A 15,889-nucleotide genomic window follows, 5' to 3' on the forward strand; every position below is an offset into this window, starting at 1 on the left:
GCCCACGGGGGTCAGCGCGCCCCCGGCGCCAGCGCGGGCGGGTCAGCGCACCCGGACGTACCGGGTGAGCAGCACGCCGCCGGCGCCGAGCAGCACGTGCGCCGGTCGCATCCGCCGGAGCTCCGGCGACGACCCGCGGGCGATGCGCGGCCCCTCCCCGCCCTCGAGCGACGGATCGATCGTCAGGGTCAGCTCGTCGACGGCGTCCGCCGCGATGAGCGCCCCGAGGAACGACGGCCCACCCTCGCAGTGGATCATCCCGAGCCCACGGTCGGCCAACACGCCTCGGATCCGTCGGGAGTCCACCGAGTCCGGCTCGTCGTCCGCGCTGCAGGGCACGACGTCGGCGACCTCGGCGAGCGCCTGGGCCTTCGACGACGCAGCCGCCGTCGCCGACGTCAGGACGATCGGGCGCACCGGCGCCTCGGTGAACACCCGAGACCCCGGGTCGAGCGACAGTGAGCCGGTGACGATCGCGAACACGGGGTGGTCCGGCTTGCCGTGCGCCCGACGCCAGGCGACGTCGGCGTCGTGCAGGACCATCGGCCCGTAGCCCTCGTCACGGACGGTGCCGGCGGCGACGAGCACGACGTCGGCCACCCGGCGGAGCAGGTCGAAGACGCGCAGGTCGTCGTCGCCGCCGAGCGACCCGGACACCCCGGCAGCCGAGGCCGAACCGTCGAGCGTCGCGACGAAGTTCACCCGGAGCCAGGGGGCCCCGGCGTCGGCGGTGTAGAGGTCGAGCAGGTCGTCGTCGGACAGGTCCGCGATCGACGGGGGCAGGACGTTCACGTGTTGTGCCTCGATTCCACGGGGGTGCGCCATCCGAGCGTGGCCTCGACCATGCGCATCGCGTCGACGCTCTCGGCGACGTCGTGCATCCGGACGATCCGGGCGCCGAGCATCGCGCTCACGGTCGCGACGGCGAGCGATCCGGAGAGCCGTTCCCCGCGGGAGCGTCCGAGCGACTCCCCCACGAAGTCCTTGTTCGACACCGCGGCGAGGACCGGGTAGCCGAGCGCGACGACCTCGGGCAGCCGACGGGTGAGCTCGAGCGTGTGCACGGTGTTCTTGTGCAGGTCGTGGCCCGGGTCGACGATGATCCGCGACTCGGGGATGCCCGCGGCGAGCGCCCGGTCGACCCGTTCGCGCAGGAACGCGACGACCTCGCCCGCGATGTCGCCGTACTGCGGCGGCGCCGGCAGGGGCCGTCGGGGTTCCGCGAGCGAGTGCGTGATGACGACGGTGGCCTCGGAGTCGGCGACCACGGCGGCCATCCGCGGGTCGGACAGGCCGGTGGTGTCGTTGACGACGGTCGCCCCGGCTGCGATCGCCGCCGCGGCGACCTCCGGGCGGAAGGTGTCGACGCTGATGACGACGTCGGACTGCTGGGCGAGCTGCTCGACGACGGGCACGACGCGGTCGATCTCATCGGAGGCGGGCAGTTCCGGACCAGGGGCGAACTTCACGCCACCGATGTCGACCCAGTCGGCGCCCTGTTCGGCAGCTCGGACCGAGGCGGCGACGGCACGGTCGAGCTCGAAGGTGGCGCCGCGGTCGTGGAACGAGTCGGGCGTACGGTTCACGATCGCCATCACGGCGATGCGGTGGTCGAAGTCGATGGTGCGGCGGCCGAACGTCCGGACCGGGTGGCGCAGGTCCGGCACGACCCAGCCGGGTCCGGCCGTGCCCGATGCGCCCGAGACGCCAGGGAGGCCCGTCATGCGTCGGCCCCTACAGTCTCGTCGTGCCCGGCGTCGGTCGCACGCCCCGCACCGATGAGCGCGATCGCCTCGGCCCGTCCCGCGGTGTCGGCGAGCGAACCGGTCGCCGCCACCGTCACGGTCGTCGAACCGGTCTGGCGCTCCCCACGCGTCGTGACGCACTGGTGCTGCGCGTCGAGGACCACCAGGACGCCCTCGGCGCCGAGCCCCTCGGCGATGGTCGCGGCGACCTGTTCGCCGAGTCGCTCCTGCAGCTGCGGACGGGAGGCCACCGCGTCGAGCACCCGCGCCAACGTGCCGAGCCCGATGAGCCGGTCGCCCGGCGCGTACGCCAGGTGCGCGACCCCGAGGAACGGCAGCAGGTGGTGCTCGCAGACGGAGCGGAACTTCACGTCGCGCACGATCACGAGCCGACCGCGCTCGCCGTCCTCGGCGTGCACGGTGCCGTCCCGGGCGATGGCGACCGCGTCGGTGCCGATCCCGGAGAAGAACTCGGCGTACGAGTCGGCGACACGGGCGGGGGTGCGGGTGAGTTCCGGGCGGTCGGGATCCTCGCCGATGGCGAGCAGCAGCTCGCGGACGGCGGCCTCGACACGGGCGCGGTCCATGGGTGACGTCACCCGCTCATCCAACACCAGCCCTGGCCGGAGAACGCGGGCAGACGCCCAGCGCGAGGTGCGCGAACCGCGTGGAACGGGCCTCCCGGCTGTCGCAACCTGTGAGACCGGTGTGACACGCCCGAAACCCAGCGTCCTTTAAACTCTCGTGGTGAGCGCCCCGCAGACCGACACCACGCCCCGGAACCGCTTCGCGACCGGCCTCGATCGATTCTTCTCCATCACGCAACGCGGATCGTCGATCCCCCGCGAGGTCCGCGGTGGCCTCGTCTCGTTCGTGACGATGGCGTACATCGTCATCCTGAACCCCCTCATCCTCGGCGGGTTCAGCGCCGACCAGGCCGCCAAGGACGTGAGCGGCGGATGGCTCGAGAACGCTCAGGTGGCCGCGGCGACCGGCCTCGTCGCCGGCGTCATGACCATCGCGATGGGCATCATCGCGAACCTGCCGTTCGGCATCGCCGCGGGGCTCGGGATCAACTCGTTCCTCGCCGTCAGCGTCGTGCACCAGGTCACCTGGGCCGAGGCGATGGGCCTGGTCGTCATCAACGGTGTGATCATCGTGATCCTCGCGCTGACCGGGATCCGGACGATGATCTTCACCGCCGTCCCGGCGCAGCTCAAGGCCGCGATCACAGTCGGCATCGGCCTGTTCATCGCGTTCATCGGGCTCGTCGACTCCGGCTTCGTGCGGTCCTCCGGGCTCGCGTCGCCGCCGCTGCAGCTCGGCGAGGACGGCTCCGTCGGCGCCCTGCCGACCATCGTGTTCCTGATCGGCCTGATCATCATCGGCACGCTCATGGCCCGCCGGGTCAAGGGTGCACTGCTCATCGGCATCGTCGCGACCACGATCATCGCGATCATCCTGCAGGCGATCTTCCAGGTGCCGACCTCGGTCGACTCGAAGACCGGCTGGAACCTCAACGCCCCCGGCCTGCCGAGCGCGCTGTTCGCCGTGCCGGACCTGTCGCTCGTCGGCCACGCCGACGTCTTCGGTGCCTTCACCCGCATCGGCCCGCTCGCCGCGTCGATGCTCGTCTTCACCCTGGTCTTCACGAACTTCTTCGACGCCATGGGCACCATGACCGGTCTGGCCAAGGCCGCCGGCGTCGCGAAGCCCGACGGCACGTTCCCCCGCCTGAAGTCGGCGCTCGTCGTCGAGGGCGTCGGCGCGATCGCCGGCGGTGGCGCGTCGGTGTCGTCGAACACCGTCTTCATCGACTCGGCCTCCGGCATCGGGGAGGGCGCCCGCACGGGCATGGCCTCGGTCGTCACCGGCCTGCTGTTCCTGGCGTCGATGTTCCTCACGCCGCTCACCCAGGTCGTCCCGCTCGAGGTCGCCGCCGCCGGGCTCGTCGTCGTCGGTGCGCTCATGGTCGCGCAGGTCGCGGACATCTCGTGGACGGACTTCGGGTCGGCCCTGCCGGCGTTCCTGACGATCGTCGTCATGCCGCTGACCTACTCGATCGCGAACGGCATCGGCGCCGGCTTCATCAGCTGGGTGCTCATCAAGCTGCTGTCCGGCCGTGGCCGTGAGGTCTCGTGGCTGCTCTACGTCGTCGCCGCGGGCTTCCTGCTGTACTTCGCGCGCGGGCCGCTGGAGGCGCTGCTCGGCGTCGGCTGAGGCGTTCGTCCGACCTTGCTTCCGGACGGTTCGGTTCGGTCCGGCACAACCAAGATCGGCTCGCGCCACGGGATTCCGTGGCGCGAGCCGTCTTTGGTTGTGCGGCGGCGGGCGGGACGCGGTCGACGGCGTCGGCCTGGAGGCCCGTGCTCAGTCCGGCAGGTCGCTCGGCGTCGCCTCGTGGTGGCGCTGGTCCTGGGTGCGACGGTCTTCCTTCATGCCCGCCTCGAACAGGTGGCGGCGGCCCTGCACGAGCTCGTCGCGCGCGGTGCGCTCGAGCTCCTTGGCGAGGGCGTAGTAGCCGTCGTCGTAGTCCTCGACGATCTGGAACGTCCAGCGGCCCGCGATGACGTTGCGGCCCACGAGTTCGGTGTCGATGCGCTCGGCGAGTTCGGTGTGCCCGGCCTTCCGCAGCTGCTCGACCGCCTCACCGAGGTTCAGGTCAGCGGTGCCGGTCAGTCGGTGGAACCCGTAGAGCAGGCCGCGGGCGTGCTCGATGACCTCGACCGCGGCGGACAGGCTGCCGAGTGCCTCGACCGTGGCCTCGGACACCCCCTCGGGAACCTGGTGCTGCGCGTCGGGGCCCTGTGCGTCGTTCGTCATGGGTCCCGTCTACACGAGGGCTGCTGCGTCGTTCGAGGGGTTCGTCCACGACCCGCCGGGGTCGACCGCCGGCGGTTGCGACGTCGGAGGTCGACACCTACCATTCGAACACACGTTCGAATGAGGAGACCCGATGATGATCACCGACACGGCGGCCACGGTGTGGTGGGCCGAGGGCACGCCGACGCGGCTCGTGTGGGCCGGACGGCGCTGGCGGGTGAGCGACACCCCCACCCGGCTGACCGTGACGCGCGCCGAACTGCCGACCGCGATCACCCATGCGCCCGAGCGCACCGTGGGCTGGCGGTTCCAGGCGACCAGCGACGACGACGGTGAGGCCCTGGTGGTCGACATCGTGCCGCAGGGTGCCGGCTGGGGCGTGGCCCGGACGTGGACGTGAGCGGCCCGGACCGCTACCGTCCGGACATGGACAGGTGGGTGGCGCTGCTGCGCGGGGTCAACGTGAACGGCATCACGATCCGGAGCGCTGAACTCGCGGAGCTCTTCCGAGAGCTCGGGTTCGACGACGTCCGCACCGTGCTCGCCTCGGGCAACGTCGTGTTCTCCGCCGACGTGCCCGCCGAGCAGCTCAAGACGTCGATCGAGCAGGGCTTGCGCGACCGGTTCGGGTACGACGCCTGGATCGTGCTCGTCCGGCACGACGCCCTCGCGGCCGTGGTCGACGGGTTCCCCTTCGCGCGTGCCGACGAACGGCACGACTACGTCGTGTTCGGGTCCGACGACGGTGCGCTCGACGCGTTGGTCGCGGACCTCGAACTCGACGAGTCGGTCGAGCAGGTCACCCGCGGAGACGGCGTCGTCTACTGGTCGTGTCCGAAGGGGTCGAGCACCGACACCGTGTTCGCCAAGCGGGCCGGCGCCGCCCGCTTCAAGCGCACGACGACGACCCGCAACACGAACACCCTGCGGAAGCTCCTGTGACGCTCGGCACGCTGCACCACGTCGAGCTCCGCACCGCCGACCTCGACACCGCCGTCGGCCCCTGGGGCTGGCTGCTCGGAGAACTCGGCTACGAGCCGTTCCAGCGCTGGGAGCACGGCCGGAGCTGGCGGCTCGGCCCGTTGTACGTCGTCCTCGAATCGGCGCCGCTGGACGGCGACCACGACCGGCGCCGCCCGGGGCTCAGCCACCTGGCGTTCCACGCCGGTACCGCCGAGACCGTGGAGCGGCTCTGGGCCGAGGCTCCCGGTCACGGCTGGGCACGCCTGTACGAGGACCGGCACCCGTTCGCCGGTGGCCCGGAGCACCACGCGGCCTTCCTCGAGGACGCCGAGCGGTTCAAAGTCGAGCTCGTCGCCAGCTGACGGTGCCGCCGACGCCGGGGTGGCTCAGGCCTGCGGCGGCTGCCCGTTGCTCGCCATGGTCCCGCCGTCCACCGGCAGGACCGCACCGGTGATGAACGAGGCCGCGTCGCTGGCCAGGAACAGGATCGCCTCGGCGACCTCGGCAGAGCGGCCCCCGCGGCCGAGGGCGATGCGCTCGGTGAACTTCGACTGCAGGGCCTCGTCCTCCGCCTGCTCCTGGGTCAGGTCGGTCCAGATGAGTCCCGGAGCGACGGCGTTGACGCGCACGCCGAACTGTCCGTTGTCGAGCGCGGCGGCCTTGGTGAAGTTCGTCACGCCACCCTTCGCCGCGTTGTAGGGACTCATCCGCCAGTCGGCGTCCTCACCGGAGACCGACGAGGTGTTGACGATCGACCCCTTCGTCTCGCGCAGGAACGGCAGGGCCGCCCGGGTGCCGTAGAACACACCGGACAGGTCGGTCTCGATGACCCGGCGCCACTCGGCCGTGCTGATGTCGGTGATGTCGCCCGAGCTGAAGGTCCCGGCGTTGTTCACCAGGACGTCGAGCCGGTCGAAGCGATCGATCGCCGCCGAGACGACGGTCTCCCAGTCCTCCGGGCTCGCCACGTCGGCGTGCAGGGCGACGACCCGGTGCGTCGGCAGGGCGTCGCCCACCGCGCGGACCTTCTCCTCGACGCTGTCGGTCAGCACGACCGACGCGCCCTCGTCGATGAACGCCCGCACCGTCGCCTCACCGATGCCGGACCCCGCGCCCGTGACGATCGCGACCTTGCCCTCGAACCGGTTGCCCATGATGTCTCCTCTCGTTGCACGAACCGTGCCCGGGGAGACGCCATCGACCCGAGGGGCACGGCAGACCACGGTGCCCCGGACCGACTGGACGCGTTCGGAGGCGCCGGCAACGTCCCGGGAACACAGGTCGCCCCGGCCCCGCGAGACGGAACCGGGGCGACGTGCGACTGCAGCGCAGGGCAGGGCAGGTACCGGTGTCAGCCGGTCGAGTCGTCGAGGTCGAAGTCGCGCTCCAGGGAGATCGTCGGGATCGACGCGGTGATGACCGAGCCGTCCGCCCGCAGCGTGCCCTGGATGTCGCTCGTGGTCGGAGCGTGCCCGGACATGCGCGGCCCGTGGTGCGGCAGGGGCACCACGGTGGGCTCCCCCGCCTCGATGTCCCACTGCTGGTTGTGCACCCACACCGTGAAGCCCGAACCGGTCTCGACCGTGAGCGTCATGGCTTCCTGCTCGAGGTCGACCCGGACCCGCGATCCGCGCACCGTCAGACGGTAGGACAGACGGTCCCAGTGCTTCGGCAACCGCGGGTTGAAGCTCATCCGCCCGCCGTGGTCGCGCATACCGCCGAAGCCGTTGACGAGCGCACCCCAGATGCCACCGGTCGACGCGATGTGCACGCCGTCCGAGGTGTTGCCGTGCAGGTCCGCCAGGTCGACGTAGAGCGCGGTCTGGAAGTACTGGTCGGCGAGGTCGTGGTACCCGACCTCGGCCGCCATGATCGACTGCACGACCGCGGAGAGCGTCGAGTCGCCGGTGGTGAGTGCGTCGTAGTAGTCGAAGTCGCGACGCTTCTCGGCCGCCGTGAACTCGTGTCCCTGCAGGAACAGCGCGAGCACGACGTCGGCCTGCTTCAGCACCTGGAACCGGTAGATGACCAGCGGGTGGTAGTGGAGCAGCAGCGGGCGCTTGGACTCGGGGGTGTTCTCGAGGTCCCAGAGTTCCTTGTCGAGGAACTGGGCGTCCTGCGGGTGGATGCCGCGGTGCGGGTCGAACGGGATCTCCATCGACTCGGCGGCGTGCTCCCACTCGACGAGCTCGTCCGGCTGCAGACCGGTCCGGCGCACCATGCGGTCGTACTCTTCGGCGTCGTCGGCGGCGAGCTCGCGGCACGCGTTGACGGCGAACCACAGGTTCGCCCGCGCCATGACGTTCGTGTAGAGGTTGTCGTCGACGACGGTCGTGTACTCGTCCGGCCCGGTGACGCCGTCGATGTGGAACTTCTTGTCGCCGTTGGACCGCCAGAACCCGAGGTCGGCCCAGAGCCGCGCGGTCTCCACGAGCACGTCGATGGCGCCGCGCTTCAGGAACTCGCGGTCGCCCGAGGCCCGCACGTACTGCATGAGCGCATGCGAGATGTCGGCATCGATGTGGTACTGCGCGGTGCCGGCGGCGTAGTACGCGCTGGACTCCTCGCCGTTGATCGTCCGCCACGGGAACAGGGCGCCGCGCTGGTTCAGCTCCCGGGCCCGCGCCCGTGCCGCGTCGAGCATGTTGTAGCGGAAGCGCAGGGCGTTCCGCGCGACGATCGGCGCCGTGTACGACAGGAACGGCAGGACGTAGATCTCCATGTCCCAGAAGTAGTGGCCGCCGTAGCCGGAGCCGGTGACGCCCTTCGCGGCGATGCCGTGGCCGTCGGTGCGGGCGGTGGCCTGCGCGAGCTGGAAGAGGTTCCAGCGGACGGCCTGCTGGATCGCGGGCTGACCGGCGATCTCGACGTCGCTGCGGGCCCAGTAGTCGTCGAGCCACTCGCGCTGCTTCGCGAAGGTCTCGTCGACGTTCTCGGCGTGCGCGCGGTCGAGCGTGCGGTCGCACCGGTCGGCGAGCTCGCGCACGGGCACCCCGCGGGAGGTGTGGTAGACCACGTGCTTCACGAGCCGGATGGGCTGACCGGCGCGGGCCTGCACCCGGTAGACGTGCTTCGCCAGGTCGTCCTCGATCGACGACGACTCGTCCCAGCTGTTCTCGGTCTCGATGTGGTGCTCGACGCCGACGCAGATCGTCATGCCGGAGCTGGACGCCTGGTACCCGAGGACCGAACGGCCGCCGGTGCTGCGCTTGAGCTTCGGCACGAGCACCCGCTCGGTGAACGACTCGGCCTTGCGGGGGTCGAACGCGTTCGCCGCGGCGCGCATGCCGGCGTGGTACTCGTCCTGGACGTCCTGGCGGTTGAGGATCTGGCTGGACAGCAGGATCGAGGCGTCCGCGTCGAGCACGGTGACCTCGTAGTCGATGACGGCGAGGTGCCGGTCGGTGAACGACACGAGTCGACGTGCCCGGATGAGCACCCGCTTGCCGGACGGCGTCGACCACTCGGTCTCGCGGAACAGGTACCCGCCGCGGAACTCCAGCCGGCGGGTGTGCCGGAGGATGTCGGCCTCGGCCAGCACGAGCGGCTCGTCGTCGACGTAGAGGCGGATGACCTTGGCGTCCGGCGCGTTGATGATCGTCTGCCCGGTCTTCGCGAAGCCGAAGGCGTCTTCCGCGTGCCGGATCGGCCAGGTCTCGTGGAACCCGTTGACGTACGTGCCGTACTGCACGCCGCCACGGCCTTCGTCGAGGTTGCCGCGCAGGCCGAGGTACCCGTTGCCGACGGCGAAGTTCGTCTCGGCGACGCCCTGCTCGTCGGGGGTGTACTCGGTCTCGACGAGGGCCCACTCGTCGATCGGGTAGCGGACGCGGTCGAGGGGGTCCGAGGTGATGGGGTTCATGCTGCTCCGTGGGAAGGGAGGGAGATGGGTGCGTCGGTGGCCGGCAGCCAGGGAGCGCCGGCCGGGTGGCCTACGTCGTGCTGGTGGCCGGTGCGGGCAGCTGGTCGATGAGTTCGTCGAGGTCGGACACGACGACGTCGGCACCGTGCTCGCGCAGGGCGTCCGCCCCGGCACCGCGGTCGACACCGACGACGAGACCGAACGACCCGTTGCGGCCGGCTTCGACCCCGCTGGTGGCGTCCTCGACCACGACGCACTCGGCGGCGGTGAGCCCGAACCGGGTCGCCGCGTCGAGGTAGGTGTCGGGAGCGGGCTTGCCGGTCAGGCCGTCCTGGCGCGCGACGAGCCCGTCGACGACGACGGGGAACCGGTCGAGGATGCCCGCCGTCCGGAGCACCGACGTGGCGTTCGCCGAGCTGGAGACGACCGCGACGGACATGCCTGCGGCGATCGCGGCGGTCAGGAACCGGAGCGAGCCCGGGTAGGGCTCGACGCCGTGCTCGTCGAGCTCGGCGGTGAACTCCGCGTTCTTCCGGTTGCCGAGCCCGCACACCGTGTCGGTGTCGGGTGCGTCGTCCGGGGTGCCCTGCGGCAGGTCGATGCCGCGCGACTCGAGCAGCGAGCGCACGCCGTCGTAGCGGGGCTTGCCGTCGATGGAGGTGAAGTAGTCCTGCTCGGTGTACGGCGCGACCCCGTGTGCTTCGAGGTACGGCGTGAAGAGTCGGCTCCACGCGCGCATGTGCACGTCGGCGGTGGGGGTGAGCACGCCGTCGAGGTCGAACAGGAGCGCGCGCTGGTCACTGAGTCGCGCGGGCGTGCGCTGGTCCTGCGTCGTCATCTGCGGTCCTCCGGGGACTGGTGGTGGACGTGTGGCTCCCGACGAGTCTAGGACCGCTCCAGTCCGGACGTTCCGAAGCGCCGCGCCCTGTGGAGAGAGTTCACCGGCCGCTCCGCTGCGCATGGAGGACCCCCGCTACGGTGCACCTGTGAGGTCTCTGAGACACGCCCCGGCACGCTGACCCGGACGAAAGGCACCACCATGACCAGCGACACCACGGCCGCACCCCACGACGGCACGCAGTCGAAGCTCCGCCAGGCGATCACCGGCCCGCTGCTGTTCCTCTTCATCCTCGGCGACGTGCTCGGCGCCGGCATCTACGCCCTGATGGGGACGCTGGCGAAGGACGTCGGCGGGGCGCTCTGGGCACCGCTGGTGCTCGCGCTCCTGCTGGCCCTGCTCACCGCGGGCTCCTACGCCGAACTCGTGACGAAGTACCCGAAGGCCGGCGGTGCCGCGGTCTTCGCCGAACGCGCCTACAAGGCGCCGATCGTCTCGTTCCTGGTCGGGTTCAGCATGCTCGCCGCCGGCGTCACGAGCGCCGCCGGTCTGTCGCTCGCCTTCGCCGGCGACTACCTCGGCACGTTCGTCGACCTGCCGCCCGTGCCCACCGCGATCGTCTTCCTCGCCCTGATCGCCTGCCTGAACGCCCGCGGCATCTCCGACTCGCTCAAGAGCAACGTCGTGATGACGATCATCGAGGTCTCCGGCCTCGTCATCGTGATCGTCGTCGTGGCCGTGATGCTCGGCGGTGGCGGCGGTGACGTCTCCCGGATCGGCGCGTTCCCGTCCGAGGCGAACCCGGCCCTGGCGACCCTGAGCGCCGCGATCGTCGCCTACTACTCGTTCGTCGGCTTCGAGACGTCCGCCAACATCGCGGAGGAGGTCCGCGACCCCCGCCGCGTCTACCCGAAGGCCCTGTTCGGCGCCCTCGCCACGGCCGGCGTCGTCTACGTCCTCGTCGCCCTCGCCAGCGCGATCGCCCTGCCCGCTTCGGAGCTGTCCGAGTCCAGCGGCCCGCTGCTCGCGGTCGTCTCCGCCACCGGCGTCCCGATCCCCGACTGGGTCTTCAGCCTCATCGCCCTGGTCGCCGTCGCGAACGGCGCGCTGCTCACGATGATCATGTCGAGCCGCGTGACCTACGGCATGGCCGAGCAGCGGCTCCTGCCCGCCCTGCTCGCGAAGGTCCTGCCGAACCGGAAGACCCCGTGGACCGCCATCGTCGCCACCACGGTCGTCGCGATGCTCCTGACCCTGGTGGGTGACGTCGGCGTGCTGGCCGAGACCGTCGTGCTCCTGCTGCTCTTCGTGTTCATCAGCACGAACGTCGCCGTCCTGGTGCTGCGCCGCGACCACGTCGAGCACGACCACTTCCGGGTCTGGACGTTCGTCCCGGTGCTCGGGGTGCTGTCGTGCATCCTGCTGCTGACGCAGCAGAGCGGTCAGGTCTGGCTCTACGCCGCGATCCTGCTCGCCGTCGGCGTGGTCCTGTACTTCGTCGCCCGGTTCACCGGGCGCCGTTCCGGACGCGACCACGAGGCGGGCGTGATCCACTGACGTCACGCACCACGGGCCTCCAGGCAGACCGTCTGGAGGCCCGTGGTGCGTCCGCCGGTCCGCCCGCGTGATCAGCGCAGGTCGCGCACCCAGGCCTCGATCGCGTCCGAGATCTGCTGGCGGGCATCAGCACGGCTGATGGTCGCCGTGCGGTCGCCCGGCTGGTCGCCGTAGGCACCGAAGTCGGCGTGGTTCGAGCCCTGGATCTCGGTCATGGTGGCGGTCGACGGCAGTTTGTCCCGCGCGGCGTCGACCTTGGCCGGGGTCGACAGGCCGTCACGCGAACCGGAGACGCTCAGCACGTCGATGTACGAGCGGCTGATGTCGTTCGCGCAGTAGCTGCCGAGCAGCAGCAGGCCGTCGGCGTCCTGGGCGAGCTGGCACGCGCGGACCCCGCCGAGGGAGTGCCCGCCGACCCCCCAGCGGGTGACCGAGGGCGCGTGGGCCTCGAACGTGGCGAGCGGCCGGGTGTCGAAGAACGCGAGGTTCAGCGTCGGCTTCGTGATGACCACCGTCGTGCCGTTGGCGACCACCTGCCGGAACGTGGCCATGTAGGCGTACGGATCGACCTTCGCGCCGGGGATGAAGACGATCCCGACCCCGTCGGCCTGGCCGGTCGGGGTCATCACCACCGAGTCACCGGCGTCCCGGACCGCGATCCGGTCGTCGCGCCAGACCTGCAGGGCGGCGCTGCGGGTGCCCTGCATGACGATGTGCGCCCAGACGAGGAACACCACCGCGATCAGCACGACGACGGCGACGATCCAGGTGGTCCAGCGCAGCGCTCGGTTCATGTGGCCACCGTACGGCGCATCCGGACCTCGGTCCGACCGTCGGGCAACGGATCGCCGGGTTCGTCGCGGGCGCTGAAGCCGACTCGCTCGTAGGCGCGGCGGGCGACGGCGTTGTCGGGCAGCACCGAGAGTTCGAGTTCGGTGGCTCCGGAGGTCGCCGCCCACACGGCGATCGCGTCGATGAGGGCGCGGGCGACACCGCGGCCGCGCGCTGCCGGGTCGACCCACATCGAGATGAGCTCGGCGGGGCCGTCGGGGCCGGTGGGTGGGATCCCGCTGGCCATCCCGACGACCGTGCCGGGAACCTCGGCAGCGGTGTCGACTGCGAGCAGGTCGAGCGCTCCCGGGATCGACAGGCGGGTGCGCCACCGGTGTTCGGGTGCGTTCGCCCAGTCCTGCAGCGTCGAGCCGAAGGCGTGCGGGGCATCGGCGAGCGCGCGGAGGCGCACTGGTCGCCAGGCTTCCCAGTCGTCGGCGGTCGCGCGGCGCAGTTCGATCCCCACGGCCCGACGCTACCGCGGGGCGGGGTGTGACCGCAGGGGCGGGAGCCAGTGAGCAGAAGACGTCGGGTGCGGTGGTCGCACTCGACGTCTTCTGCTCACTCGTTGACCGTCGCCCGGACGGGCGACCGAGACGCGCTACTTGATGGCGGCGCGGATCTCGGCGGCTGCTGCGCCGACGTCCGAGGCGCTGTAGATCGCGCTGCCGGCGACGGCGATGCGGGCACCGGCCTCCTGCACCGAGGCGACCGAGGACGCGTTCACGCCGCCCGCGATCGAGAACGGGACGCCCGAGTCCTTGCCGGCGTCGAGCAGGGTCGAGAACGTGAAGCCCTCTTCCGCCTGCTCGTCGAGCCCGGCGTGGACCTCGACGAACTCGGCGCCGAGCGCGACGACCTCACGGGCACGGGCGGCCTTGTCGGAGACGCCGATCAGGTCGACGACGATGCCCTTGCCGTGCTTCTTGGCGGCCTTGACGGCGCCGACGATCGTCGAGTCGCCGGCGACACCGAGGACGGTGACCAGGTCGGCACCGGCCGAGAAGGCGATGTCGGCCTCGAGCTCACCGGCGTCCATGGTCTTGAGGTCGGCGAACACGATCTTGTCGGGGTGTGCTTCCTTGATCGCGGTGACGGCGGACAGGCCGGCGCTCTTGATCAGGGGCGTGCCGAGCTCGAGGACGTCGACGTGCGGCGCGGCCGCAGCGGCGAGCTCGAGGGCGGCTTCGGTGGTCAGGGTGTCCATGGCGAACTGGAGCTGCATGGGTGTGCCTTTCATTCGAGGTTGGCGTGACGGGGCCAGAGGTCGTCGGCGGACTGCCCGCCTCGGGTCCACAGGGCGTGGAACACGGCGTCGCCCACCAGGGCGACCGCCTGTTCGAAGAGGCCACCGGCGTACTGGGCCGAGGCGGTGCCGGAGCGGTCGGTCTTCGTCGCGGCGGGCAGCACGATCGTGACGTCCGCCAGCTCGGAGAGCGGGGAGTCGTCGGTGGTCGAGAGCGCCACGACGGATGCGCCGACCTCGTGCGCGGTGCGCGCGGCCTGCACGATGCCGGTGGTCGTACCGGAGCCGCTCGCGACGAGGAGCAGGTCACCCGGTCGGATGGCCGGGGTGGTGACCTCGCCGACGACGTGGGCGTCGAGCCCGAGGTGCATGAGGCGCATCGCGGTCATGCGGAGGGCGAGGCCGGAGCGACCCGCGCCGTGGACGAACACCCGGTCGGCGCCCTCGATCAGGTCGAGTGCGCGCTGGGCCGGGGCGTCGTCGAGGCGGGCTGCCAGGTCGCCGACCTCGCGGACGACCAGGTCGAGCGCTGCGGAGACGGTGGTTGCTGCCATGCCGTCGATCCTTCCGTCGCGCGTCCCGGTCCGCCGCTACCCGCCCCGGCAGGGGTCCCATCCCATCGGGTGGGCCCGTTCGCTCGGGTGGGACGGGTACGGTCGCGTCCATGGACGCATCGGTCGACACCCTGGAGGCCCGGGGCGGCTCCGCCATCCGGCTCGCGGCCGCCGAGCACGCCCGGACCGTCGCCGAGCAGGCGGACCGGCACGCGCTCACCCTGGAGTCCGTCCTCGCCGTGCTCCGGTCGTCGCGGGTCACCGACGCTGCCGCACGGGCCGAGGCCGTCGAGATCGCCTCGGCCGCCCTCGTCGACCTGCGCACCGTGACCGATCAGCAGCGGAGCACCCTGCTCGAACCCGTCACCGGCGCGTTCTCGCGGTTGCGCGCCGACCTGCGGCCGCTCGTGCGCTTCGGGGACCTCGACGTGCAGTTCGTCGAGCCGCCGGCCACCGGGCGTGCGCTCCCGGGTGACGTCGCCCACGCGGCCCGGGCGATCGTCCGGACCGCGGTGCTCGCCCTGGTCGACGACGGTGCGGCGAAGCGGGTGCGCATCCAGTGGGACTGCGACGGCCGGAACCTGCTCATGCAGCTCCGCGACGACGGCTCCGGCACGCTCGACGTGCACGACGACGCCATGCGGCCGATCGCGGAGCGGGTCGTCACGCTCGACGGGCGGGTGCAGGTCGCGAGCACGCCCGGCTGGGGGTCCGTGCTCGACATCTCACTGCCGCTCGACCCGCGGCCGACCGAGGTGGACGCGGTCGACGACGGCGACCTGACCCCGCGGGAGCGCGACGTCCTGCGGCTCGTGGCGACCGGTGTCGGCAACCGGGAGATCGCCGAGGGACTCGGCATCAGCGTCAACACGGTGAAGTACCACGTGGCGAACCTGCTCCGGAAGCACGGTGCCCGGACCCGGGCAGAGCTCGCGGCGTTCAGCTCCCGGGCGTGAACCGTCGGGACCGCGACGAGGCGTCCCGACGAGACCGCGACAACGGGTACCGACGGTCGAGCGCGGGCTCGACGACGGTCGCCATCAGGAACTGCGAGAGCAGCCGCCCACCCGCCCAGTAGATCGGGATGACGAAGACCGCGGCACCCGGCCAGATGCGCGAACCGATCAGTGCCAGGGTGCCGAGCGTCACGACGATGCCGACGCCGGAGTACAGGTACTGCCAGCCGCGCGAAGCCGCGTCGCGCTGCGCCTGCTCCCGCTCGGCGCGCTCGTCGAGACCGCGCACCCCGGGGTCGAGCGACGCCGGCTCCTCGGTGGCGAACAGGTCGCGCACGGGGACCTCGAGGGCCGTGGCCACCGCGGACAGCGACTCGAGGCTCGCGTCGTTGCCGCTCTCCATCCGTTGCACCGTCCGCACGGCGATGCCGCTCGTCTCGGCCAGTCGTTCCTGGGTCCAGCCCCGCAGTCGTCGGAGTTCACCGATCCGCATCTCGTTCATGTCCTGAACAGT

General features: G+C 71.4%; 18 protein-coding genes. 6 read left to right on the top strand and 12 right to left on the bottom strand.

The window, feature by feature from the left end; all coding sequences use genetic code 11:
• Window positions 1-42: 42 nt before the first annotated feature.
• From DEI96_RS17045 to folE, 3 genes are read right to left on the bottom strand one after another with little or no spacing between them, the layout of a single operon-like run.
• A complete protein-coding gene (locus DEI96_RS17045) occupies window positions 43-792 on the bottom strand; it encodes a pyrimidine reductase family protein (protein ID WP_258372821.1) in 750 nt (249 codons plus the stop codon).
• Window positions 789-1,724, bottom strand: coding sequence for a dihydropteroate synthase (gene folP / locus DEI96_RS17050; protein WP_111023332.1), 936 nt, complete (start codon window positions 1,722-1,724; stop codon window positions 789-791). Before folP ends, DEI96_RS17045 begins: the two co-directional genes overlap by 4 nt.
• Entirely contained in the window at window positions 1,721-2,332 is a 612-nt protein-coding gene (gene folE, locus DEI96_RS17055; RefSeq protein WP_111023333.1) for a GTP cyclohydrolase I, read from the bottom strand. The genes folP and folE overlap by 4 nt, the downstream gene beginning before the upstream one ends.
• Before the next feature lie 157 nt (window positions 2,333-2,489).
• On the opposite strand from folE, the gene DEI96_RS17060 reads away from it, so the two are divergent.
• Window positions 2,490-3,965, top strand: a complete 1,476-nt coding sequence (locus DEI96_RS17060; RefSeq protein WP_111023334.1) for an NCS2 family permease — start codon at window positions 2,490-2,492, stop codon at window positions 3,963-3,965.
• Between the two features lie 150 nt (window positions 3,966-4,115).
• Here the strand turns inward: DEI96_RS17060 and DEI96_RS17065 are convergent, their stop codons facing one another.
• Window positions 4,116-4,568, bottom strand: coding sequence for a hypothetical protein (locus tag DEI96_RS17065; protein WP_017887957.1), 453 nt, complete (start codon window positions 4,566-4,568; stop codon window positions 4,116-4,118).
• A gap of 133 nt (window positions 4,569-4,701) precedes the next feature.
• Between DEI96_RS17065 and DEI96_RS17070 the strand changes: the two genes are divergently transcribed.
• Genes DEI96_RS17070 through DEI96_RS17080 form a run of 3 tightly spaced genes read left to right on the top strand, consistent with a single transcriptional unit; the run spans window position 4,702 to window position 5,893 of the window.
• Window positions 4,702-4,968 carry a hypothetical protein gene (locus DEI96_RS17070; RefSeq protein WP_035809269.1) on the top strand — a complete coding sequence of 89 codons (267 nt, stop codon included), beginning with the start codon at window positions 4,702-4,704 and terminating at the stop codon, window positions 4,966-4,968.
• Window positions 4,969-4,994: 26 nt separating this feature from the next.
• On the top strand, window positions 4,995-5,510 hold the full coding sequence (locus DEI96_RS17075; RefSeq protein WP_111023475.1) for a DUF1697 domain-containing protein: 516 nt from the start codon (window positions 4,995-4,997) through the stop codon (window positions 5,508-5,510).
• A complete protein-coding gene (locus DEI96_RS17080) occupies window positions 5,507-5,893 on the top strand; it encodes a VOC family protein (RefSeq protein ID WP_111023335.1) in 387 nt (128 codons plus the stop codon). Before DEI96_RS17075 ends, DEI96_RS17080 begins: the two co-directional genes overlap by 4 nt.
• A gap of 24 nt (window positions 5,894-5,917) precedes the next feature.
• Here the strand turns inward: DEI96_RS17080 and budC are convergent, their stop codons facing one another.
• The 3 genes from budC to DEI96_RS17095 all read right to left on the bottom strand — a co-directional run bounded on the left by budC (window position 5,918) and on the right by DEI96_RS17095 (window position 10,231).
• Entirely contained in the window at window positions 5,918-6,685 is a 768-nt protein-coding gene (gene budC / locus DEI96_RS17085; protein WP_111023336.1) for a meso-2,3-butanediol dehydrogenase, read from the bottom strand.
• A 197-nt stretch (window positions 6,686-6,882) separates the two neighbouring features.
• Complete coding sequence (locus DEI96_RS17090) at window positions 6,883-9,393, bottom strand: glycoside hydrolase family 65 protein (RefSeq protein WP_111023337.1); 2,511 nt, start codon at window positions 9,391-9,393, stop codon at window positions 6,883-6,885.
• A 70-nt stretch (window positions 9,394-9,463) separates the two neighbouring features.
• Window positions 9,464-10,231 (bottom strand): HAD family hydrolase, encoded by a 768-nt coding sequence (locus tag DEI96_RS17095; RefSeq protein ID WP_071406212.1) that lies wholly within the window; start codon window positions 10,229-10,231, stop codon window positions 9,464-9,466.
• A gap of 201 nt (window positions 10,232-10,432) precedes the next feature.
• Between DEI96_RS17095 and DEI96_RS17100 the strand changes: the two genes are divergently transcribed.
• Window positions 10,433-11,788 (top strand): APC family permease, encoded by a 1,356-nt coding sequence (locus tag DEI96_RS17100; protein WP_111023338.1) that lies wholly within the window; start codon window positions 10,433-10,435, stop codon window positions 11,786-11,788.
• A 71-nt stretch (window positions 11,789-11,859) separates the two neighbouring features.
• Here DEI96_RS17100 and DEI96_RS17105 read toward each other — a convergent pair whose 3' ends face one another.
• The 4 genes from DEI96_RS17105 to hxlB form a co-directional block, all read right to left on the bottom strand.
• The gene (locus DEI96_RS17105) at window positions 11,860-12,582 is read right to left on the bottom strand and encodes an alpha/beta hydrolase (protein ID WP_111023339.1); all 723 of its coding nucleotides are present in this window, start codon (window positions 12,580-12,582) and stop codon (window positions 11,860-11,862) included.
• The gene (locus DEI96_RS17110; protein ID WP_111023340.1) at window positions 12,579-13,085 is read right to left on the bottom strand and encodes a GNAT family N-acetyltransferase; all 507 of its coding nucleotides are present in this window, start codon (window positions 13,083-13,085) and stop codon (window positions 12,579-12,581) included. Before DEI96_RS17110 ends, DEI96_RS17105 begins: the two co-directional genes overlap by 4 nt.
• A 135-nt stretch (window positions 13,086-13,220) precedes the next feature.
• Window positions 13,221-13,844 (bottom strand): 3-hexulose-6-phosphate synthase, encoded by a 624-nt coding sequence (gene hxlA, locus DEI96_RS17115; protein WP_071406215.1) that lies wholly within the window; start codon window positions 13,842-13,844, stop codon window positions 13,221-13,223.
• An 11-nt stretch (window positions 13,845-13,855) separates the two neighbouring features.
• Window positions 13,856-14,419 carry a 6-phospho-3-hexuloisomerase gene (hxlB, locus tag DEI96_RS17120; RefSeq protein WP_071406216.1) on the bottom strand — a complete coding sequence of 188 codons (564 nt, stop codon included), beginning with the start codon at window positions 14,417-14,419 and terminating at the stop codon, window positions 13,856-13,858.
• Window positions 14,420-14,529: 110 nt separating this feature from the next.
• Here hxlB and DEI96_RS17125 point away from each other — a divergent pair, with 110 nt between their 5' ends.
• Window positions 14,530-15,375 (top strand): helix-turn-helix transcriptional regulator, encoded by an 846-nt coding sequence (locus DEI96_RS17125; protein ID WP_071406217.1) that lies wholly within the window; start codon window positions 14,530-14,532, stop codon window positions 15,373-15,375.
• Here the strand turns inward: DEI96_RS17125 and DEI96_RS17130 are convergent.
• Entirely contained in the window at window positions 15,359-15,877 is a 519-nt protein-coding gene (locus tag DEI96_RS17130; RefSeq protein WP_111023341.1) for a helix-turn-helix domain-containing protein, read from the bottom strand. The two genes, DEI96_RS17125 and DEI96_RS17130, sit on opposite strands and share 17 nt — an antisense overlap.
• Between the last annotated feature and the right edge of the window lie 12 nt (window positions 15,878-15,889).

The organism is Curtobacterium sp. MCLR17_031, from assembly GCF_003234775.2.
Lineage (GTDB): Bacteria > Actinomycetota > Actinomycetes > Actinomycetales > Microbacteriaceae > Curtobacterium > Curtobacterium flaccumfaciens.